Origin of the sequence: Mucilaginibacter mali, from assembly GCF_013283875.1 — a bacterium.
Lineage (GTDB): Bacteria > Bacteroidota > Bacteroidia > Sphingobacteriales > Sphingobacteriaceae > Mucilaginibacter > Mucilaginibacter mali.
Window position 1 is genome coordinate 3,790,242 of record NZ_CP054139.1, and the last position, 18,406, is coordinate 3,808,647.

General features: G+C 45.6%; 17 protein-coding genes. 8 read left to right on the forward strand and 9 right to left on the reverse strand.

Annotated features, from left to right (window positions below; translation table 11 throughout):
* Window positions 1-16: 16 nt before the first annotated feature.
* The 4 genes from HQ865_RS15690 to HQ865_RS15705 form a co-directional block, all read right to left on the reverse strand.
* Window positions 17-2,182 (reverse strand): alpha-galactosidase, encoded by a 2,166-nt coding sequence (locus tag HQ865_RS15690; protein WP_173415803.1) that lies wholly within the window; start codon window positions 2,180-2,182, stop codon window positions 17-19.
* Window positions 2,183-2,333: 151 nt separating this feature from the next.
* On the reverse strand, window positions 2,334-2,687 hold the full coding sequence (locus HQ865_RS15695) for a VOC family protein (protein ID WP_173415804.1): 354 nt from the start codon (window positions 2,685-2,687) through the stop codon (window positions 2,334-2,336).
* A 6-nt stretch (window positions 2,688-2,693) separates the two neighbouring features.
* The gene (locus HQ865_RS15700; RefSeq protein WP_173415805.1) at window positions 2,694-2,879 is read right to left on the reverse strand and encodes a hypothetical protein; all 186 of its coding nucleotides are present in this window, start codon (window positions 2,877-2,879) and stop codon (window positions 2,694-2,696) included.
* Entirely contained in the window at window positions 2,869-3,444 is a 576-nt protein-coding gene (locus tag HQ865_RS15705; protein WP_173415806.1) for a zeta toxin family protein, read from the reverse strand. The genes HQ865_RS15700 and HQ865_RS15705 overlap by 11 nt, the downstream gene beginning before the upstream one ends.
* Window positions 3,445-3,568: 124 nt before the next feature.
* On the opposite strand from HQ865_RS15705, the gene HQ865_RS15710 reads away from it, so the two are divergent.
* Window positions 3,569-4,099 (forward strand): hypothetical protein, encoded by a 531-nt coding sequence (locus HQ865_RS15710; RefSeq protein WP_173415807.1) that lies wholly within the window; start codon window positions 3,569-3,571, stop codon window positions 4,097-4,099.
* On the opposite strand, the gene HQ865_RS15715 is transcribed toward HQ865_RS15710, so the two are convergent.
* A complete protein-coding gene (locus HQ865_RS15715) occupies window positions 4,096-4,617 on the reverse strand; it encodes an NADPH-dependent FMN reductase (RefSeq protein WP_173415808.1) in 522 nt (173 codons plus the stop codon). The two genes, HQ865_RS15710 and HQ865_RS15715, sit on opposite strands and share 4 nt — an antisense overlap.
* 260 nt (window positions 4,618-4,877) lie before the next feature.
* On the opposite strand from HQ865_RS15715, the gene HQ865_RS15720 reads away from it, so the two are divergent.
* The 6 genes from HQ865_RS15720 to HQ865_RS15745 all read left to right on the forward strand — a co-directional run bounded on the left by HQ865_RS15720 (window position 4,878) and on the right by HQ865_RS15745 (window position 11,136).
* Complete coding sequence (locus HQ865_RS15720; protein ID WP_173415809.1) at window positions 4,878-5,681, forward strand: ParA family protein; 804 nt, start codon at window positions 4,878-4,880, stop codon at window positions 5,679-5,681.
* A gap of 5 nt (window positions 5,682-5,686) precedes the next feature.
* Window positions 5,687-6,601, forward strand: coding sequence for a ParB/RepB/Spo0J family partition protein (locus tag HQ865_RS15725; protein WP_173415810.1), 915 nt, complete (start codon window positions 5,687-5,689; stop codon window positions 6,599-6,601).
* A gap of 50 nt (window positions 6,602-6,651) precedes the next feature.
* Entirely contained in the window at window positions 6,652-7,338 is a 687-nt protein-coding gene (locus HQ865_RS15730) for a DUF5683 domain-containing protein (RefSeq protein WP_173415811.1), read from the forward strand.
* Window positions 7,335-8,087 carry a 4-hydroxy-tetrahydrodipicolinate reductase gene (gene dapB, locus HQ865_RS15735; RefSeq protein WP_173415812.1) on the forward strand — a complete coding sequence of 251 codons (753 nt, stop codon included), beginning with the start codon at window positions 7,335-7,337 and terminating at the stop codon, window positions 8,085-8,087. The genes HQ865_RS15730 and dapB overlap by 4 nt, the downstream gene beginning before the upstream one ends.
* A 30-nt stretch (window positions 8,088-8,117) precedes the next feature.
* The gene (gene lepB, locus HQ865_RS15740) at window positions 8,118-9,548 is read left to right on the forward strand and encodes a signal peptidase I (protein WP_237073481.1); all 1,431 of its coding nucleotides are present in this window, start codon (window positions 8,118-8,120) and stop codon (window positions 9,546-9,548) included.
* Window positions 9,549-9,684: 136 nt separating this feature from the next.
* A complete protein-coding gene (locus HQ865_RS15745; protein ID WP_173414268.1) occupies window positions 9,685-11,136 on the forward strand; it encodes an IS1182 family transposase in 1,452 nt (483 codons plus the stop codon).
* A gap of 347 nt (window positions 11,137-11,483) precedes the next feature.
* Here HQ865_RS15745 and HQ865_RS15750 read toward each other — a convergent pair whose 3' ends face one another.
* A complete protein-coding gene (locus HQ865_RS15750) occupies window positions 11,484-12,479 on the reverse strand; it encodes a Gfo/Idh/MocA family protein (RefSeq protein ID WP_173415813.1) in 996 nt (331 codons plus the stop codon).
* 177 nt (window positions 12,480-12,656) lie between these two features.
* On the opposite strand from HQ865_RS15750, the gene HQ865_RS15755 reads away from it, so the two are divergent.
* Window positions 12,657-13,808, forward strand: a complete 1,152-nt coding sequence (locus tag HQ865_RS15755) for a glycoside hydrolase family 88/105 protein (RefSeq protein ID WP_173415814.1) — start codon at window positions 12,657-12,659, stop codon at window positions 13,806-13,808.
* A 167-nt stretch (window positions 13,809-13,975) separates the two neighbouring features.
* Here the strand turns inward: HQ865_RS15755 and HQ865_RS15760 are convergent, their stop codons facing one another.
* From HQ865_RS15760 to HQ865_RS15770, 3 genes are all read right to left on the reverse strand, one after another.
* Complete coding sequence (locus tag HQ865_RS15760) at window positions 13,976-14,662, reverse strand: response regulator transcription factor (RefSeq protein ID WP_173415815.1); 687 nt, start codon at window positions 14,660-14,662, stop codon at window positions 13,976-13,978.
* 131 nt (window positions 14,663-14,793) lie between these two features.
* Window positions 14,794-16,437, reverse strand: a complete 1,644-nt coding sequence (locus HQ865_RS15765) for a sensor histidine kinase (RefSeq protein ID WP_173415816.1) — start codon at window positions 16,435-16,437, stop codon at window positions 14,794-14,796.
* A gap of 10 nt (window positions 16,438-16,447) precedes the next feature.
* On the reverse strand, window positions 16,448-18,349 hold the full coding sequence (locus HQ865_RS15770) for a S9 family peptidase (RefSeq protein WP_173415817.1): 1,902 nt from the start codon (window positions 18,347-18,349) through the stop codon (window positions 16,448-16,450).
* Window positions 18,350-18,406: the final 57 nt, after the last annotated feature.

The window sequence follows — 18,406 nt, forward strand, 5'->3', positions numbered from 1 at the left end:
AGGGAAAATGTTTTACCTATTGGGCGGTTAATTCAAGCACGTTACTGGTTTGCTGTAGCGTGCTGCCTCTTGGCATGCCGAGGCCGATGGTCATCAGGTAATCGCCGCTGAGGGTTTTGCCATTGTCGGGCATGGTGCCTTTAGTGCCTTCCATCAGGTTAATTTCGGTGATCTTATATTTCTTTTGCGGGTCAAGGCCTTGCAGTTTTACGTTGGTCATTACCTCCTTGTAGCGCTTATTTAGGAAGTAATTAAAAAATACGGCTTTATCTTTTTTCTCGCTCACAAACATCATGTCGGCACGGTTCTCATCGTAAGGAGATATCAGGCGGTACAGATCGCCCTGCCAGATCACCGGGCTTAGCCGGGTATAATCGGCAACAGCCTGGTGGCTAAATTTCAACTCAGCCGGTGTCATTTTATCTACATCGATATCGTAACCCATGCGTCCCATCATAGCCACATCGGTACGATATTTAATGCTGGCCGTTTTATTCCACGAGGTAATGTGCGCCGCCATGGTGTTCGACGGAAAGAAATTGCTATAGCCCCACTGTATATAAATACGTTCCAGTGGGTCGGTATCATCGCTCAGCCAAAACTCGTTGAAGTACTTCAGCGCGCCGTAATCGGTACGGCCGCCGCCGCCGCTGCATAGCATAATGGGCAGGTGCGGATATTTGGCACGTACGCGGTCTAACACTTTATAAAGGCTCAGCACATAATCCACATACAGGTGACTTTGCTGATCTTTCAGGTAAGTAGAATAGGCGTTGCTCATGGTACGGTTGCAGTCCCATTTAATAAAGGCGATGCCTGGGTTTTTGGTCATCATATTATCCAGAATACCGTACACGTAGTCCTGCACCTTGGGATTGGTCAAATCGAGCACTAACTGGTTACGCTGATAGTTCTCATCGCGCATGGGGTTTTTCAATATCCATTCGGGATGCTTTTCGTACAGTTCGCTTTTGGGGTTCACCATTTCGGGCTCAATCCAAATACCAAATTTAACACCTTTGGCTTCGGCCTGCTTTACCAGGTATTCGATATTGTGCGGCAGGATAGATTTATTCTCGTCCCAATCGCCCAAGCCTGCTTTATCGTTCACACGAGGGTACTTATTACCAAACCAGCCGTCATCAAGCAGAAACAGCGGAACGCCTAATTTATTAGCGCCATCAAACAAGGTTACCAGCTTCTGCTCATCAAACTTAAAGCCGGTGGTTTCCCAGTTGTTCAGCAGCGTCATGCGGGGTTGGGTGCCATCAAGCACACCGTATTGGCGTGCCCATTTATGCAGGTTGCGGCTGGCCTGCCCCTTGCCTGTTGTGCTGTAAGTGAGCACCAGCGCGGGGGTGGTAAAGGTTTTGCCGGGCGCCAGGTGATATTCAGATCCGTAAGGGTTAATACCGGTAATTACCCGCAGGCTGTTCAATTGGTCAACCTCAAACTGGAAGCGGAAATTGCCTGTCCAGGCCAGTGTGCCCAGCATCACCTCGCCGCTGGTCTCATCGGCCTTTTTATTAAGTGCCAGCATAAACAAGGGAGAGGTGTATTCGTTGGCGCGGGTGCCCAGTTTACTGTCTATCACTTTGCTGCCATTGGTCAGTTCGCTTTCCTGCATCTTCGCTTCGGAAGCCCAATCACCATGAAACTGTGTAAGGAAGTATTTATCCGCATCAAAATGCAGCATGTTTGATGCATAACTGGTTAAGGTAAGCGCGCTTTTTTCGGCGTTCTTAATTTCTGTCCAGGCTTTTATTACGTCTTCCTTATCGTAGGCCAGGTAGTGCAGTACCACACTTACCGGGTATTTCGGGTCCTTCAGTTCAATGCTGGTCTCAGTAGCGCCATCGGCGGCTTTGGTTTGGGCGTCGCTAACATATTGCAGCACCAGTGATGGGTTGCCGTCGGAGTGGGTCACTTTAATGGCCGGCTCAAACTGATCTTCCATACTGCCGGTGATATAAGCCTCATGGCGGGTGGATACCAACGCGGCGTTATCGGCCGGGTTAAGCAACTTTTTACCGAAATAGTTTTGGTAAACGCGGCCATTAACGCCAACACTTAACAGCAGGCTGATGTTATTGGTTTGTACCGCAATTTGCTTTGGCGCTTGTGCTTCGGCATTAAAAAAACAGGCAATAGCCAACAGGCCAATGGTAATTTTTTTGATCATATCCCCGGGAAATAATTTGGTCGATGGTTAATATTGTGCTTATGCCGCAAAATTATGGGCATGCTGCAAGGCAATTATAGTTCAAATTAACCATTTATTCAATGGACTAAACCAAAGTTAAAATGGACAATTTTCTTTTTAAAGGATGAGCTTACTGGTGCAGGCTAAACGCGTTACCGTCAGGATCGGTAACTGTAGCGAACCTGCCCCAGGGTGTTTTCTCAATCGGGCCGGGTTCAATGCCGTTAGCCTGCATGTTCTTTACTTCCTGTTCGATGTCATTGGTATCAATCACCAGGCCGCGCACGCTGCCCGCCGGCATATTGGGGAACCAATTAACAAGGGTAATGCTGGTTTCGGCGCCGGGGATACCTAACTGTATCCACGTTTGGCCGGGCATGGCATTTTCTACAATCAGTTTAAAACCGGCTTTCAGGTAAAACTCCTTAGCGCGTTGCTGGTCGGTTACGGGGATGGATATGATGCTGATCTTTTTGAGGGCCATTTGATTTTATTTGGGCAGTTTCTTTAGCAATTCCTTTGCAGGGATGGATTTAAATGAGCCATTATTATCACCTACAATTAATTCCTCATTATTTAATGCAGCCTTCTCAGCCATCTTACGGATAGCTTTGTTAACACTTTCCGTTATCTTGACAGCAAACTCGTTGATATCTGTTGGCACTTTACTTATCATGACTTTTCTTAACGATAGTATCCCAAATATCGTTATTTATAACTATTTCACCTAATTCTTTTGAGCCATGGGCTACGGTTTCAGAAAAATCCATATTGCTATTTACCAACCATCTGTTGCATATAGGTATGTATAAATTTAACAGGTTTTCAATTCCCCTATGATATCTTCGCTTAATTACATCGTCAGGAATATGATGCCCACCCTTACTCACACGCTTTGCTACACGTTTTATCGCAGCTTCCGGCGAGCTTAACCAAAAATACAGCAACGTAACTTCATACCCCATGCCTTGCGCCCTTTTTATAAACGATACATAACTACGTGTAGCCAGCGTTGTTTCAAAAGCAAAATCGGCCCCTGTATCCAATAGTGTGTTTATCCTTTGCAGCATAATACGCCCGGCTTCCCGCGCTACACCTTCGGGATTGAAGGGTGATAATCCGGCGGCAATGTTATCGGCATTAACAAATTCATGGCAGTTCAGCAATTCGGGTAGTACCGTATAGCTGGCGGTGGTTTTCCCTGCGCCATTGCAGCCGGCAATAATATATAAGTCAGGCATCTATAACCACGTGTTTATACAAATCTACAAATTCAAATTGTTTGAATTAACACATCCACAACATCATACCCCCCCTTTTGGCCTGATGATTGCTTAATTATTCCCGTAAACAGCCGTTAATTTTATGACAGAGCCGATAGACTTTTTAGTAAACAGCCCCGACGGGCAACGCAGTATTACCATCGATCCGATATTAGTTACCCCCATGAGTGGTATTACCTACGCCACTGGTCAGTACGATCTGAAGGAGGGAAATGTAGGCATCGGTACACTCACCTTTAACACCAACAACGACTGGAGTTTTGATGGCGTAACCGACCTGCTAAGCGAGCAGGACTTAAGCCGGATAGCCCGCTTTATTAAAAGTAAAGACCATACGCCCGCCGGCTTAAGCGACAGCCCAAAAGCAGGCCCTGCCGAAGCCCCGGCAACTAAACCGCAAACGCTTTATTTTTTAACTGAAGCAAATGGTAAAAAGATAGACGTGCGCGTAGTGGTCAATTATCCTTTTTACGATGTAAGCCTGAGCGGGCGGCCGGCCGCGCAATTAGAGCAGGACCATCACAGCAACTGGTTCGTCACCAAAGGGCAAATGGATGATGGTTTGGTGCAGGCTATAGGGAAGCGTATAGCTAAGGAAATTACCGGGTATTAATAAGCTATAAACTTATCCATCTGTTCATCGGTAAATTTAACGGTATCGGCCAAAAATAGGTTACCATCCATATCCAGTTCCTGGCGGATGTTGGCTATATGGATACGCAGCGGCATTACATGCAGGTGCACATAACCGCAAACGCCGTTAAAATGTTCGATACCGCGAATATTGCCATACTTGCCTGAGGACAGGCCAACCAGGGCGGCCTTCTTCTCATAAAAACTGGCCGGGAAATCACAGGCGTCTATAAAGGTTTTTAATACGCCGGGGAAACTGCCGTTATATTCAGGTATTACAAAAAGGAACTTATCGGTATTTGTAACCAGTTCCTGTATCGGCCTGAAAGCTTCGCTGCGCTTACCGTACAGATCGGTGCCGATCAGGGTTTCCGGCAGATCCATCAGCGATAATAAATTAGTTTCTAAACCTTTTGAAGCCAGCCTGCGCTGGTAATATTGCGCCAGTTTAAGCGTTGAACTATTCGGGCGGTTTGTTGATGCGATGATAGTAACCATATTTTGCAGAGGTGAAAGGCTAAAGGTAAAGGGTTAAAGGTCAAATTGGAAAAGCCGATGTCTATCAACCTCTTACCTTTTACCTTTGGCCTTTCACCTAAAAAACACTCAAATTTGTTTGTAAATAGGGCAAAGCTGTGGATTACTTCAATTATTAAACTCGTATCTTTAGCCCCGGTAAAAACTGTACGAAAATAGCTATTTTCGTGTTTGCTTTCCGTTATAAAAAATCATTGATCAATTATAATTTATAAAGTATAATGGGTAAAATAATTGCTTTGGCTAACCAAAAAGGCGGTGTTGGCAAAACCACTTCATCTATAAATCTTGCTGCAAGCCTTGCCGTACTCGATTATAAAACATTGTTGGTGGATGCAGATCCGCAGGCTAACTCTACCTCGGGTATCGGTTACGATCCGCGTACCATAAAGGATAGCATTTACGAATGTATTATTAACCAAACCGATCCGCACGTAGCTATCCAACATACCGAAACACCTAACCTTGATCTGCTGCCCGCGCATATCGATCTGGTAGGTGCCGAGATAGAAATGATCAACCTTACCGACCGCGAGTACAAAATGAAAGCCGTGCTGGATAAGGTGATCGATGAGTACGATTTTATTATTATCGATTGTTCGCCGTCGCTGGGTTTAATTACCATCAACGCGCTTACAGCGGCCAACTCGGTTATCGTACCTGTACAGTGCGAGTACTTCGCTTTGGAAGGTTTAGGTAAATTGTTAAACACCATTAAGATCGTCCAAAACCGTTTAAATACCAATCTTGATATCGAGGGTATTTTATTAACTATGTACGACGTACGTTTGCGCCTGAGCAACCAGGTAGTTGAAGAAGTACGCTCGCACTTTGAAGACCTGGTGTTTGATACCATTATACAGCGCAATACCCGCTTAAGCGAGGCGCCAAGCTTTGGCATGTCGGTAATTATGCACGATGCCAACTGCAAGGGCGCTATCAATTATTTGAACCTGGCACGCGAGATCATCCGCAAAAACGGACTAATGACAACCGAAGAAACCGCCAGCACAGCAACCGTTTAAGATAAATGAGTTTAGATAGAAAAAGAGGATTAGGAAAAGGTTTAAGCGCGCTGCTTGATGATTCCACGCAGGTAAACAGCCATGCCGGCCCCACAAGGTCGGTAGCTACTGCCCCCGAGGTTAACGATGCCGGTTCGGTAAACGAGATCAGGATTGACGAGATCGAGGTAAACCCGTTTCAGCCACGTACCGAGTTTGAGGCACAGGCATTAAACGAACTGGCCGACTCCATTAAATTACAGGGATTAATACAACCTATTACTGTAAGGCGTTTAAGCGCGCATAAATACCAGCTGATATCGGGCGAACGCCGCTTACGTGCCTCCAAAATTGCAGGTTTAACACAGATCCCGGCCTATATCCGCACAGCGAACGACCAGCAGATGCTGGAAATGGCGCTGATTGAAAATATCCAGCGCGAAAACCTGAACGCTATTGAAACGGCGCTCAGTTTTCAGCGTATGATAGATGAATGCAACCTGAAGCAGGAGGAACTGGGCGAGCGCGTAAGTAAAAACCGCACAACCGTTACCAACTACCTGCGCTTGTTAAAACTGCCACCGGCTATACAGGCTTCCATCCGCGATGGTGGTATCAGCATGGGCCATGCCCGCGCGCTGATATCGGTAGAAAGCCCGAGCGACCAGCTTTACATCCACCAGATGATACTGAAGCAGGGCCTTTCGGTGCGTAAGGTTGAAGAAATGGTGCGCAACATGGCTAAAAACGCCGGCAAAAAACCGGTTGAAAAGGCCGACTCGCCACTAACCTACCAGGCACAAAAGATCCAGGACGACCTGGCATCGAAATTTAGCAGTAACGTAAAATTAAAGGTAAGCAGCAAAGGCGCCGGCAGTATCGAAATACCATTTTTGTCGGAAGATGACCTGAATCGGATCCTCGAAATGCTGGACTGGTAGCCGGAACCATATGACACTAAATTCAACATTGCTACGTTAGGCTTGGTAATATGCGCCAGTATCTCATCATTATAAGCTTATTAGGCATTGCCTGCTTTGCCGCAAAAGCGCAAACAGCCGATTCGCTTACCCGTAAAAGCAAAACCGATAGTGTTTACCGCAATCAGGATACCGACCCGGCCAAACGCTTTGTACCTAAGGCAAAAAAGGAAAGGGTTTATCACCCTGATAGCACCCACAGCCCGCGTAAAGCCTGGACACGTTCGGCTTTTGTACCCGGTTGGGGGCAGGTATATAATCATCACTGGTGGAAAGTGCCTGCCATTTACGCGGGCTTAGGTTCGTTAGGATACGCTATTGTATCTAATCACCAAAGTTATAAAGACTTTTTAGCGGTGGCCAAGTTTCAGCAACAGGGCAAACCCTATACCGACCCGATGTTTGATAACGACCCCAACCGGGATTTATATATCCGGTACGGAACAATTTCAAAAGAAGGCATTATTAATGCCAAGGATGGCTATTTCCGCAATTTTGAAATAAGTATCCTGGGTTTTATTGCCGTATGGGGCGTAAACATTGTTGATGCCTATATTTACGGTAAGCTGCAACACTCCTATTCTATGGATAACAACTTTAGCTTTAAAGTTGAACCAACTATCTACCAGCCTGTTTACGCTTCAAATTTTAATACTACCTTTACGCCTGCACTAAAAGTCACCATTACACTACGATGAAGATCGCTATATTAGGTTACGGAAAAATGGGCAAGATCATTGAGAAGATCGCCACCGACCGTAAACACGAAATTGTTTTAAAAATAGACGTTACCAACCAGGACGAACTGACCACCGAAAACCTGCAAAAGGCCGACGTGGCTATCGAGTTTAGTACCCCGGGTACCGTATTAGATCATATCGATGCCTGCTTTAAAGCCAAAGTGCCGGTGATTGTGGGCACCACAGGCTGGTATGGCCACCTGCAACGCCTTAAAGACGAATGCGAGCAAAATGGCACTACTATGCTTTACGCTTCAAACTTTAGCGTTGGCGTAAACATATTCTTCCATATCAATAAAATGCTGGCTAAGTTGATGAACAACTACCCTTATTATGATGTGCAGGTAGAAGAAATTCATCATACCCAAAAGCTTGATTCGCCCAGCGGCACAGCCATTACCATTGCCGAAGGCATTGTTGATGAACTGGATAACAAAAAGGAATGGGTGAACATTCTGAGTACCGATGGCACCGAAGGTTTGGCAGACACTATCAAAGCAGATCAGTTACTGATCGAATCCTTCCGCATAGAAAATGTACCCGGTACCCATACCGTGGTATACGATAGCGAGGTGGACAGCATTGAGTTTAAGCATACCGCGCATAACCGCAATGGCTTTGCCCTCGGCGCCGTTTTGGCTGCTGAATGGGTACAAGGTAAAAAAGGATTTTATTCGGCCAAAGATATGTTTAACTTTAGCCTGTAACCATTATAGATATTTAAAAACCCCTGTATCGTGAACGTTGTTGAAATTGTAATTTTTGTTGCCTTATATTACATACTGCCTTGTGTTGGCTTAGCCAAACTATTTGAAAAAGCCGGCGAAGCCGGTTGGAAGGGCTACATACCGCTGTACAACTGGTTTGTAATGATACAGCTAAGCGGCAAACCCGCCTGGTGGTTTGTATTATTACTGCTGCCCGGCATTAACATCCTGGTGCTGATTGGCGTACACCTTGATTTTGCAAAATCGTACGGCAAGTTTGGCTTAGGTGAGCAGATACTAAGCGTGTTGTTTCCATTTGTGTATTTACCTAAATGGGGCTTTGATGAGCATACCAAATACTTAGGCAAATCAACCTCGCCCGATTTTAAAACGAAGTATCAAAAAACGCTGAAGAAATCGTCAGGCCGCGAATGGACCGAAGCTATCATTTTCGCAGTGGTTGCCGCTACCCTTATCCGTACCTTCTTTATCGAAGCATACACCATCCCAACGCCATCAATGGAGCGGTCGTTACTGGTTGGCGACTTCTTGTTTGTAAGTAAGGTAAACTATGGCCCGCGTACACCGATGACACCTATCGCATTCCCCTTCGCGCACCATACCATGCCGCTTATCGGTACAAAAGCTTATTGGGATGGCATCGAACTGCCATACTATCGTTTACCTGGCTTAAGCGAGGTAAAAAAAGGCGACGTGGTAGTATTCAACTGGCCAATGGAAGCCGATTCGCCACTGTTGCGCCCGGTTGATAAGCGCGAAAACTATATTAAACGCTGCCAGGGAGCCCCTGGTGATACTTTATCAATTGTTGACGCCCAGGTTTACGTAAACGGTAAAGCCGCGCCAAACCCTCCGGGCGAACAGATAGATTATGCCCTGCAAACCGATGGCACCGAGATAAACCCTACCGTACTGGAAGATCTTAACATTAACTATTACGAGGGCCAAAACCCTACCATGACCCAGGAATCGGCCACTAAGCTGAAAAGCTTTAGCAATATTAAGGTTGTTAAACCGCTGATCCAGCAAAAAGGCATGGCCGACCCGCAGGCTTTCCCTGGCGATATTAACCATAAATGGAATGCGGATAATTTCGGCCCGCTGATCATCCCCAAAAAGGGCTGGACCGTTAAGCTTGATAGCCTAAGCATTCCGCTATACAAACGCGCCATTGAGGTTTACGAGCATAATACCGTAAAACTTGACGGCAAGAATGGCATCATCATTAACGGTGTTAAGGCTGATAGCTATACCTTTAAAATGAACTATTACTGGATGATGGGCGATAACCGCCACGATTCGTTAGACTCGCGCTTCTGGGGCTTTGTTCCTGAAGATCACATCGTAGGTAAAGCCCTGTTCATCTGGATGAGCTGGGATGACAACGGTTCGTTCCTGAACAAGATCAGGTGGAGCAGGATATTCAGAGGGATACATTAATTCGTTTCCAATATTAAACAAAAGAGGCGCCTGATGGGGAGGGCACTGAAAAAGTCCAATAGGGAAAAGGGAGCAGAAGGCGAAAGTTTTCTGCTCCTTTTTTAGTATATTAAAGTGTCAAAAGAAAGACACTAAGATGCTCATTCAGCAACAGCAGATCCAGTTCAGTGCATACTCAGGGTTATATGACCTGATCGTTCCGAAAGATAATCTTCTGCGGAAGATCAATGACCTGATAGATTTTACGTTTATCTACGAGGAATTGATCAGCAAATATTGCACAACCAATGGGCGGACAGCCGAAAGCCCTGTACGGATGTTCAAATATCTGCTGTTGAAAACGATCTATACGGTTTCAGATGTAGATGTGGTGGAACGTTCGCAGTATGACATGTCCTTCAAATATTTTCTGGAGATGTCTCCAGAGGAAGGGGTTATCGATCCGAGCTCATTGACCAAGTTCAGAAAGCTTCGGCTGAAGGATAACGATCTGTTAAACCTGCTCATCAATAAAACGGTAACCATCGCCATTGAAAAGGGGATCATCCGGTCAAAGTCCATTACAGTTGATGCTACACATTCCCTGTCAAGATCAAATCCGTATTCAGCCTTAGAAGTATTAAGGGAGCGCTCGAAACGGCTTCGCAAAGCGGTGTATGCCATAGATGAAGATATGAAGGCAGGGATGCCGGAAAAGAACACCACGGATGAACTGGAAAAAGAACTTGCCTATTGCAGTGCATTGGAAAAGTATATTGAAGCCGACCCGCCGTTAAGCCAGATACCTGCGGTAAAAGAAAAGCTGAACCTGTTGAAGGAGACGGTAGCAGACACGCAGGAGCACTATACGTTATCCAAAGACAAGGATGCTAAAACCGGCCATAAATCGGCTGATAGCTCCTTCTTTGGCTATAAGACCCATCTGGCGATGACCGAAGAACGCATCATTACCGCAGCGGTGGTCACCTCGGGTGAAAAAGGCGATGGCCCGGAACTCCCTAAGCTTTTGGAGATCAGTCAGCAGAATGGCATTGACGTAAAAACGATCATCGGGGATTCTGCTTATTCAGGGAAAGAGAACCTTGAAATGACAAATGAACAAGATATCAAACTGGTGGCTAAACTCAACCCGTCGATCACCCAGGGCTTCAGAAAAGATGAAAATAAGTTTGATTACAATAAAGATGCTGATCGGTTCGTCTGCCCGGCCGGGCATCTGGCTATCCGGAAGGCGCGCGGGGGTAAAAAGGATATCGGAGAGAATCAGGTTGATACTTATTACTTTGATGTTGAAAAGTGTAAGGTATGTCCATTGAGAGATGGTTGCTATAAGCCTGGGGCCAAAACCAAAACCTATTCCGTTAGCATTAAATCAGGTCTGCACCAACAGCAAATGGCATTTCAGGAAACTGACGAGTATAAACAAAGCAGCAAACACAGGTATAAGATCGAAGCCAAGAACAGCGAGTTGAAAAATGCTCATGGTTATGACCGGGCAATAGCCTACGGAATCGAAAATATGCAGATGCAGGGCGCCTTGGCTATCTTCACCGTCAATCTGAAAAGGATCATCAAATTGATGAGCTAAGTCTTAGCTAAAATAGCGCTTAGCCGCACATCGCTACCCTAACTGGCCTGTATCATCAACGACAAATAATCTTCCTCCTGTAAACTCAAATAAAAAAGCGACCAAGTAAAGGTTGCCTTTCTCTTGATCGCTTTAAGTGCGCCGTTTTATTGAGCTACTTTTTCAGTGACCTCCCTGATGGGCGCCTCTTTTGTTTGATGGTAGTGTCAGTAAAAGCGAGGCCTCGTGCGATTCCCTCCCCTGGGAGGGGGAGGGAGGGGTTTAACCATTACTCGCTATCGTATAAACCCCTCCCTGCCACAACACAATTCTGCCGCACCCCTCCCAAGGGAGGGAACTTATCGTTTCTATAACCTAACCCACTCCCCCATCTCCCCACTTTCAAACAACGCGTCTATCACCCGCATATTTCCCAAAGCATCACTCAAAGGCGTAGGCACAGGCGCATCATCCAAAATAGCTTTAGAAAAAGCGTCAACCTGCAGGGCGTACTGATTAGCAACAGGTATTTCTATTTCTTCTATCACCCTGTCACGCTGTAAAAACATCCGGTTAGGTTTATCGTTGTGGGCATTACAGGGCAGTTCAATTTCCAACCGGCCTTTGCTGCCGATGATGTTTATCCGTTGATAAGGCTCCAACTGGGTAGAGCAGGTAAGCGTGGCGGTATGGCCGTTGCCAAAATCAAGCAGGCCGGAGGTAAGGCTATCCGTTTTAAATTCAGGATCGAGATGTACCAGGCCCATTACCCGCACCGGTTCAGCGTTAAACACATATCGCGGGAACGATACGCAATAACAGCCGATATCCATCAGCGCGCCACCACCGGTATCAACCCGGTTGCGGATGTTATTCCCATCCATATTGCTGTACGAGAAGATAGACTGCACATGCTTCACCTCGCCCAGCAGGCCAGCGTTGATGATCTCCTTTGCCTTTTCCCATTGCGGGTGAAAGCGGTACATAAAAGCCTCCATCAATTTTAAATGCGGGTACTGCGCAGCGCCGTCAATCAGTCGTTGCGCGTCGGCGGCATTCAAGCCGATCGGTTTTTCGCACAATACGTGTTTACCGGCGGCAAGGGCTTGCAGGGTGTAATCCACATGTAAGTGATTGGGCAGCGGGATATATACCGCATCGATATCGGTGGCCGATAACAGTTCTTGGTAATCATTATAAACTTTAGGGATACCCAAATCGGCGGCGGTTTGCCGGGCTTTGCTTTTATCGCCCGATGCGATGCCGGTTACTTCGGCGTATTGGCATTGCTGTATAGCGGGGATTACTTGCGTGCGGCCAATTTTGGCGGTACTAAGTATACCCCAGCGGATTTTCTTACTCATTGGTTTTGATATTTTTGGCAGATATTAAATGTACTATTTACAGTAAAGCTAATTTACACCCATTTGCCAATTAAACAGTTAACCGTGTTGAATTAATTGCATACCGGGCATTTTTTAGCGTTTATAAATATTGGGTATCTTTAAAAACTTAACCAAATCAAAACCATACTAAAAGACATGACATCTGCAAAAAACAAATTGCTGGCAGCTGCCGCGCTGTTACTTTTTTCAGGTTCGCAAGCCTTTGCCACTGGTAAGCCCGCGGCCGAGAAGGATTCGACCCTGCAAAAGGATTATATTTTAAATACCATGCACCGCGTGGCCGACTGGCAACTGAACGCCTGGAACACCACCGGCTTTAAGCACAATAAAGTAGACTGGACCAACGGCGCAGCCTATACCGGTCTGTATGCCTTAGGCAGCATGAAAGGGAACGACAAATACCTTGATTTTTTGGTGAAGATAGGAAACGATTTGAACTGGAATACAGGTAAAGACCGCTTTATGGCTGATGATTATTGCATTGGCCAAATGTACTCGTTGCTGTACACCAAATACAAGGATAAAAAGATGATCGCGCCATTCACACTGCTGGCCGACAGCATTGTGGCCAAACCGCACGACGAAGGTTTGGAGTGGAAGAACCGCATCCAATCGCGCGAGTGGGCCTGGTGCGATGCCTTGTTTATGGGGCCAACCGCGTTGAGCTACCTCAGCACCGCCACCGGCGATCCAAAATACCTGAACATCGCCGCCAAACTATGGTGGAAAACCACCGATTACCTGTACGACAACGAAGAACACCTGTACTTTCGCGATGGCAGCTACTTACAAAAGAAAGAAAAGAACGGCAAAAAGGTATTCTGGAGCCGCGGTAATGGCTGGGTATTAGGCGGCCTGGTGCGTGTGCTTGATAACATGCCTGCAAATCACCCCGACCGTAAGAAGTTTGAGGCCCTGTATAAAGATATGGAAGCCAAAATCGCATCCATCCAACAACCCGATGGCAGCTGGCATGCCTCGCTGCTTGATCCGGAAAGTTACCCGGTTAAGGAAACCAGTGGCACCGGCTTTTACTGCTACAGTATTTTATGGGGATTGAACCATGGCTTGCTTGACGAGAAAACCTACTGGCCGGTAGCTAAAAAGGCCTGGGCGGCATTAACATCATCAGTACACCCCGATGGTATGCTGGGCTACGTACAACGCATTGGCGCCGCGCCCGATAGTGTGGACCTTAACAGTACAGAAGTTTATGGTGTTGGCGCTTTCCTGCTAAGTGGCACGCAGTTGTACCAATATGTGAGCAAGCACCCTAAAGCGTGGTAGTGGCAATTTAACCACAAAGGGCACGAAGGTTTGCACAAAGGCCACAAAGGCATAGCTAATAATAGCTTGTTTTGTGACCTTTTTTTAATTCAGAAGAATTGAAAATAGCTTTGTGACCTTTGTGTATTCTCTCTTTGTGTGCATTGTGGTTAAATAGCCACAATGCCCTACAAAGCAAACTTATACCCTATTCCCCTTACCGTTTGCAGGTATTTAGGCGAATCGGGGTTATCTTCAATTTTTTTGCGCAGGCGTACAATGTGCATATCTAATGTGCGGGTATTTACATCGGCGTTGTAGCCCCATACTTCCATCATCAGTTCTTCGCGGTTTATCACCTTGTTTTTATTCTTCAGGAAGTACAGCAGTATACGGTTCTCTAATATGGTCAGCTCTACCTTTTTGCCATCCTTTACCAGGATGTGGGTATTGGGCTGATGCTCCATATTAGCAAACTTGTACGATTCGGACTTCTCGCTATTCAACGAGAATTTGATCTTGTTGTCGATCAGCGCCACCAGCACATCCATGTTATATGGCTTAGTGATATAGTCGGATACGCCAAACTTATAAGCGTCTATTTTATCAATATCCTGCGCCTTAGCCGTGGTCATAATGATCAGCTTATCAAAACCCTGCTCGCGGATATTGCTGCAAACCTCGCTGCCCTGCTTGCCGGGGAGCATCCAGTCAAGTAATACAATATCGGGCTGTTCGGCCAATATCATTTTTTCGGCTTCATCACCATTAGCGGCTTCAAAAACCTTGTAACCTTCAGTTTGCAAACGCTCGGCTACCAGGAAGCGAAGGTTTTCATCATCTTCTACCAGTGCAATTTTTATTTCTTTGTTCATGCTTTGTTTTAGATTTGAGATGCGAGATATGAAAACCCGGATTCAAGATATGAGATTAAAGATGTGAGATAAACGCACACCCCTACCTTCTTGTATCTTGAATCTAAATTCCTGAATCTCTCACCTCCATTTCAATTATCATAAGGAAGCGTAACTATAAATTCCGATCCCTCGTTTACCTTGCTTTTAACAGCAATTTGTCCATCCATAAAGTTAACCAGTTCTTTGCAGAAAGCCAAACCAAGGCCCACACTGCCGTTTTGGTTATATTTATTTTCTATACGGTAAAACTTTTTAAATACGTTAGCAATCTCACTTTTAGGGATGCCAATGCCTTTATCAGCAAATGAAAATACAATATTTCGTTTCTCCAACAAAATGCTTATCAAAACTTCCTTTTTATCCGGATGCGAATATTTGTAGGCGTTCTCTATCAAATTCTGAAAGATACTGCCCAGCAGCACCGGGTCGGTAGAAAAGGTTTTCACGCCCTTACCAATTTTATAACTCAGTTTCAAATCGGGATATTTCAGGCGGAAGGTATCTACATATTTTATAACAAATGCTTCTACATCTGTCTCTTCCGATTTTATCTTGATCGACCGGTTCTCTATCTGGGTAAACGATAGCAGTTTGTTCATCAGTTCGTTCAGCTTATCGGCTTCCTCGTCCAGTATTTTACCGTAGTGCTTGCGTTGTCGTTCGGTTAGTTCGGCCTCGCTTCGCAGGTTCGATCCGGCAATTTTTATTACGCTTACCGGTGTTTTAAACTCGTGGGTAAAGTTATTAATGAAATCGTACTGCAACTTAAACAGTTTAATATTGATGCCCAGGTTACGATAGATCAGCCAGCCGATCACCAGTACAAATATGTAGATGAGTACCACAATGCCAGCGGTAGGCAAAAACCTCCGCCTGATCTCGGAAATGAGGTAATTACTATCCGATTTGAAATACAGCTTATAGTTAACAAAGGCGCCGGGGAACGCAGCTTCGGTAAACAACTTATCGGTACCCGTGTCAACCGGGTCATAAACCACAGGTTGTATCGATATATCGCGATACAACTCTTTATGCGTGTTCTTTATTTCCAGTTGGTAAGGATCGAGAAAGAACGTCATCATGTTTTGCCTTGAAAAGGCCGATGGCTGCCCGCTTAGTTGCAACTCGCGATAGGTTTTTATCTCCGTCGGCCGGGGTATGTTCATGTAGCTGATCTTGTCGGGCTGTACATTATAAAAAGTTTTAAACTTTTCGTCCTCGGTGGCATTGCGGGTAGTATCAGCCTGCGAGATATAGTTACTCAGCTTTTCCGCCATTAACTTAAAATCTTCTTCTTCGGCATGGCCCGATTTCCGCATCCCGGTTAGTACCCCATCATTTTGCGTATACTGATATACGGCGCGGGGGGCAATATCCAATTTGCCTTTGGTATGTTTTGCGGTGCGGTTGCCAATGGCTATATCATAAAAAACAATGCGCTGCACAAAAGGATATTCATCAAACACCGAATCGGCATACCGGGCGGCCGAAAGTGAATCGAGATAGCCGTAATACGAAGTGATCTCGGGTATCTTGTTTTGAAAAAGGTAAAAGTAGGGTTTGGTGGTTTGATCCCAGATATCGTTCTTTTTTGAGTAAAACTCGTTTTGGATGGATTTGGTGGTGAAGTTATAAGTAATTACCAGCGCTATCACCAGCGTTACCGATATCATGACCAGGAAAGCGCTGATCAAAAAAAGGTTCTTCCGGAAAACGTTTTGAGTAACCTGCATACAAGCAAACCTACGGTTTAACCCGCATATTATTATCCAGGAACTTCTCTATATCGGCATACACCTGCATCCTGCTTTCTTCGTTAAAAAAGGAACGCTCATTATCCTTATAAACAAAAGTTACAGGCACTTTACGATTTTTCAACTCGCGTACAAACAACTTCAACTCGCTGATATTGGTACGCGGATCCCGTCCGCCCTGGAATATTAATAGTGGCAATTTAATTTTATCAGGATGAAACACCGGCGATATAGCCCTAAACATATCGGCATCGGTTTCGGGGTTACCAACCATTTCATATCGCATTTTCAACTGCGATTTTAAAAATGGCGGTACATCTTTTATATAACTAATAAAGTTGATAAGCCCTGATTGCACAATGGCGCAGTTATATAACTCGGGATGATTGGCTATACCATATAATGCCGAGAAACCACCAAAACCGCTACCCATAAGGGCTATCTTTTTAGGATTGGCTATTTTTTGACTGATGAGCCATTTTACACCATCGGTAATATCATCCTGCATTTTGCCACCTACCTGCTTAAAGCCGGCACTGTGAAATGCCTTACCATAACCGGTAGACCCGCGGTAATTCACCTGGAACACCGCATAGCCGCGGTTTGCCAAAAACTGCACCTCGCTGCTATATCCCCAACTATCACGACGCCATGGGCCGCCATGCGGCATTACCACTACCGGCAAATTAGTTTTGGTTTTAGTTTGCGGCAAGGTTAAATACCCGTTTATTACCAGGCCATCGCTTGCCTTAAAAGAAACGGGCTGCATGGCGCACAATTCATCAGGTGTAAGACCGGGGTTGGTTTCGCCTATTTTTGTCAGCTTTTTCCCATCGGGCTGATACAGGTAATACGAGCCTGGATCGCGATCGGTATAGGTATTAATAATGTATTTCTTCTCGGCACTGTCCCTGTCTACTATCCTTATTTTATTGCCTTTCAGTTGCACGCCCAGGTCGTGGTAGATACCCTCTATCCCTTTATCAAAAAAATGGCTCTGCTTTTTAGCATCTTCCCACGATACTGATTCCAATTTATGCGAGTATTTTGAAAACCCTACGTCCGACAGGTCGGCCGCGTCGCTGGCATAGATCACCTTTTCTTCCTTACCCGTCTGCGCGTTTATTTCAACTAAAGCGCTTTTATCGCGGTTCACGTTAGATACGGCATAGAACAGGTCTTTGTGCGTAGTGAACATGATCGGTTCAACCGAGTTTTTAAAGTTGTTTTTGATGATGGGCTTAAACGGGGCTTCATCTGACGGGCGATAAAGAATCGTTTCATCTACCCCGTCAGATACCTTAGCCAGGTGGATCTTCCCATCCGCATCAGGAAACCATTCGCTCACATTGCCGGGATTAACTACGTATGCCCTTAATTCTGAGGTGCGGATGTTGAGGCGATAGATATCAAAATTGGCCGAATCGCGCTTGTTCATGGCAATGGTGATCACATCCGGCTGCTGCTTGTTTTTGGTCATGATCAGCTGCATGGTAGCCTTATCCTGCGAAAGCAGTGTGCGTACCCGCCGGGTAGCCACGTCAAGCGCGCAGATCCTGAACTGACGGAACGAGATCATATCCTGCGAGAACACGATCTGGTTATTATACGTCCACGAGTAATCGCGGCGAACGGCATAATCGGTAAACGATGTTACCCGTTGCTCCTGTCCCGTAGCCAGGTCCTGTACAAACAGGTTCTGCTTTTTTTGGTACGGTTTCAGGTACGATATGTATTTGCCGTCAGGCGATATTTTGAATGTACTTTTTTCAGGGGTTTTAAAAAAGTCGCGCACGGGTATCTCCCTCACCTGCTGATCTCTACAGCCCTGTAAGGTAAACACCAGTAAAACAGCAACAGCGATATTTTTTAAATGATATAGTTTATCCACTTGGCCCTCGCTTATATTAATCAGGTTAAAATAGATAATTTGTTTAACGGATGCAGT

Excerpts from the sequence above, each read along its gene's own strand:
- HQ865_RS15690 (WP_173415803.1), bottom strand. The coding sequence starts at position 2,182 with ATGATCAAAAAAATTACCATTGGCCTGTTGGCTATTGCCTGTTTTTTT.
- HQ865_RS15695 (WP_173415804.1), bottom strand. The coding sequence starts at position 2,687 with ATGGCCCTCAAAAAGATCAGCATCATATCCATCCCCGTAACCGACCAG.
- HQ865_RS15700 (WP_173415805.1), bottom strand. The coding sequence starts at position 2,879 with ATGATAAGTAAAGTGCCAACAGATATCAACGAGTTTGCTGTCAAGATA.
- HQ865_RS15705 (WP_173415806.1), bottom strand. The coding sequence starts at position 3,444 with ATGCCTGACTTATATATTATTGCCGGCTGCAATGGCGCAGGGAAAACC.
- HQ865_RS15710 (WP_173415807.1), top strand. The coding sequence starts at position 3,569 with ATGACAGAGCCGATAGACTTTTTAGTAAACAGCCCCGACGGGCAACGC.
- HQ865_RS15715 (WP_173415808.1), bottom strand. The coding sequence starts at position 4,617 with ATGGTTACTATCATCGCATCAACAAACCGCCCGAATAGTTCAACGCTT.
- HQ865_RS15720 (WP_173415809.1), top strand. The coding sequence starts at position 4,878 with ATGGGTAAAATAATTGCTTTGGCTAACCAAAAAGGCGGTGTTGGCAAA.
- HQ865_RS15725 (WP_173415810.1), top strand. The coding sequence starts at position 5,687 with ATGAGTTTAGATAGAAAAAGAGGATTAGGAAAAGGTTTAAGCGCGCTG.
- HQ865_RS15730 (WP_173415811.1), top strand. The coding sequence starts at position 6,652 with ATGCGCCAGTATCTCATCATTATAAGCTTATTAGGCATTGCCTGCTTT.
- dapB (WP_173415812.1), top strand. The coding sequence starts at position 7,335 with ATGAAGATCGCTATATTAGGTTACGGAAAAATGGGCAAGATCATTGAG.
- HQ865_RS15745 (WP_173414268.1), top strand. The coding sequence starts at position 9,685 with ATGCTCATTCAGCAACAGCAGATCCAGTTCAGTGCATACTCAGGGTTA.
- HQ865_RS15750 (WP_173415813.1), bottom strand. The coding sequence starts at position 12,479 with ATGAGTAAGAAAATCCGCTGGGGTATACTTAGTACCGCCAAAATTGGC.
- HQ865_RS15755 (WP_173415814.1), top strand. The coding sequence starts at position 12,657 with ATGACATCTGCAAAAAACAAATTGCTGGCAGCTGCCGCGCTGTTACTT.
- HQ865_RS15760 (WP_173415815.1), bottom strand. The coding sequence starts at position 14,662 with ATGAACAAAGAAATAAAAATTGCACTGGTAGAAGATGATGAAAACCTT.
- HQ865_RS15765 (WP_173415816.1), bottom strand. The coding sequence starts at position 16,437 with ATGCAGGTTACTCAAAACGTTTTCCGGAAGAACCTTTTTTTGATCAGC.